The 2,754-nt window shown below is 77.8% G+C and carries 2 protein-coding genes; both read right to left on the minus strand.

Annotated features, from left to right (window positions below; all coding sequences use genetic code 11):
* On the minus strand, positions 1-1,203 hold a 1,203-nt coding region (locus E1283_RS34800), incomplete at its 3' end, for an AAA family ATPase (protein WP_132822162.1).
* Positions 1,204-1,256: 53 nt separating this feature from the next.
* Positions 1,257-2,591 (minus strand): hypothetical protein, encoded by a 1,335-nt coding sequence (locus E1283_RS34805; protein WP_132822163.1) that lies wholly within the window; start codon positions 2,589-2,591, stop codon positions 1,257-1,259.
* Positions 2,592-2,754 lie beyond the last annotated feature (163 nt).

A 2,754-nucleotide genomic window follows, 5' to 3' on the forward strand; every position in this document is an offset into this window, starting at 1 on the left:
CCGGGCGGCCCCGACCCGCTCGGCCGCCCGGTCCGCCCGCCGGGACAGCGAGACCACGCCGGCCAGCCGCTCGATCGTCGGCGGCACGTCCCAGTCCTCGCGGCGCAGCGTGGCCAGGGTGGTCGCGGGGACGACCACCAGATCGGGGGCGCCGGTCTCCACCGCCCGGACCAGCAGCGCCCACGCGGCGTCCCAGCGGTCCCGGTCGGGGCGGGCGCGGACCGCCGCGACGACGCCGTCGAGCGCGGCCTGGCGCAGGTCGCCGCGCTCGGGCAGCACGGCGCCTGCCGGGTCGGCGAGCAGGGACTCGGGGTCCGGGAGGTCCATCCGGTCCAGGTAGGCGAGGAGTTCGAGCCCGGGACCGTCGCCGACCGTGCCCCGCACCAGCAGCGAGAGCACGTCCCGCGACGAGCCGGCCGCGGTCGCGAAGGCGACCAGCCGCAGGGCCATCTCCCAACTGCGCGGCGAGGGCCAGGCGCCGCCGCGCCTCGTCTCGTTGTCGGGAAGCCGGTGGACGAGTCCGGGGCGGCCGGTGAGCAGCCCGCACACGGCGCGGCGGGCGAAGTCCACGGCCTCCGGCAGCTGTTGGGGGGCGAGCCGGGGCAGGGTGGCCAGCGGCCAGGTGCCGCCGAGGCCGCGCACCACGACCTCGTGGTCGTGGGCCCACTGGAGGTGGACGAACCGGTTGGCGAGCGGCGGGCTCAGCTCCCAGCCGTCGGCGGCCGACCCACGGGGGTTGGCGGCGGCCACGATCCGGACGCCGGGCGGGAGCCGCAGGGCGCCGACCCTCCGCTCCAGGACGAGGCGGAGCAGCGCGGCCTGCACGGCCGGCGGGGCCGTGGAGAGTTCGTCGAGGAAGAGCAGCCCCCGGCCGGTCCTGGCCAGGCGCACCGCCCAGTCCGGCGGGGCGAGCGGGACGCCCTGCTCGGCGGGGTCGTCGCCCACGACGGGCAGGCCGGCGAAGTCCGAGGGTTCGTGGACGCTGGCGATGACGGTGGTGAGGGGCAGGTCGAGGGCGGCGGCGAGTTGGGTGAGGGCCGCGGTCTTGCCGATGCCGGGCTCGCCCCACAGCAGCACGGGCAGGTCGGCGGAGACGGCCAGGGTCAGGGCTTCGAGCTGCGGGTCGGGGCGGGGTTCGGTGGTGGTGTCGCGGAGCAGGGTCAACAGCTCGTCGGCGACGTCGAGTCGGGCGTTTGCGGGCATGGGTGATCACCTGTGTGGTCGGTGGCGGAACAGCCGAGTGGAGGGGCGCCCGGTCAGCGGCAGGTCGTGTGCCGTGGGCGTGAGCGGTGGTCGCCGGGACGGTCCCGGCGCGGGGGGAGGCGGTGGGTTCCGGGTTCGGCCAGGCCGGCCCGGAACATGCCGTGGTCGATCCGCCGCCGCACGGCCGCCGCCAGCTCGTCCCGCAGCTCGCCGTCGCGGAGTGTCGCGTCGGACCCGAGCAGTTGCTCGACGACGGCCAGCGCGCCCGCGGTGTCGCCGTGGTCGAGCCGGGCGCGGACCTCGGCGAGGCCGGTGGGGCGGCGGTGTGCCTCGTCGACCGCCCGCAGGCAGGGCAGCGGGGTGCCGGTCAGCGCGGCCAGCAGCTCCTCGCGGCGGAGCTCGACCGGGTCGTGGTCGAGCGGCACCAGCACGCCGTCGACCACGGCGATGCGGTGCCGGGCTCCCCGGCAGTCCACCAGGCGCGGCCCGCCCGCCGGGGCGGGTGGGTGTGCCGGCGCGGGCGCCGGGTGGTCCGGCGCCAGTGCCGCGGCGACCAGCGGGTGCAGCCGGTCGGCCTCGATCACGCCGGCCCTGAGCAGCGCCACGTCGGGTGGCTGCCAGGTCGCCGCGTCGGGCAGCACCGGCAGCCCGGCCGCCCGGCCGGCTCTGGGTGCCGCCGCGACCCGCACCTCGCCGGCGGCCAGGTCGAGGAGCAGCCGGCGCCGGCCCGCCAGCCTGACGAGGACGGCACCGGCGGCGTCGCCGGCCCGCCGCCCCTCGGCGGCGAGCAGGATCCGTGCCTCGGCGGCCCACCGGTCGACGGGGTCGTGTCCTTCGGCCCCTGATCTGGCGGGCAGTTCGCCGGTGCGGCGGGTGTCCCAGAGGTGGCGGTGCAGGTCGAGGCGGAACCGCCGGCCGGGGTGTGGATGCGGGTGGCGGCGGGCGGTGGCCTCGGCGTGGGTTCCGTCCCACAGGGCGAGGCTGATCCGCTGCCCCGCGCTGGCCCAGGCCGGCGGGGTGCGGACCACCAGGAGCAACGGGCGCCGGCCGTCGGCGGCTTGGGACTCGTACCGGGCGAGCGCGATGGTCAGCCCCGGGCGGAGCAGGCCGTCGGGGGCGATCCTCGGGAGGTGCCAGCGCAGCAGGTCGGGGGCCAGGTGGCGGAGATCGGCCCGGAGCCGGGCCGCCACCTCACCGCCGTGGGCGCGGGCCAGTGAGCGGAGGTTGAGGTCGACGTCGACGCGGGCGGCGGCGCAGGCCCCCGCCCAGTCCCCGACGCGACGACGGGCGGTCGCGGTCTCAATCATGGAGGGCGGCACGGCGAACTCGCGCACGCGCTGCCAGAGGGAGAGGCGGGAGGAGTCCTCGTTCGCGATCTGAGTGAGCATCAGCACTCACCTGGCGCGGACGGGGCCTCCCAACTGATAAGAGGGAGAGTCTTCATCGGGAGGGAGCATAGCCTCCCTCCCGATCACCCGCCAGGGTCGACCGGTCGAGGCCGGGGTCGAGGCCGGGGTCGAGGCCGGGGTCGGGGCCGGTGCCGGTCGGGGC

The sequence above is a fragment of the Streptomyces hainanensis genome (genome assembly GCF_004348415.1).
GTDB classification, from domain to species: domain Bacteria; phylum Actinomycetota; class Actinomycetes; order Streptomycetales; family Streptomycetaceae; genus Streptomyces; species Streptomyces hainanensis.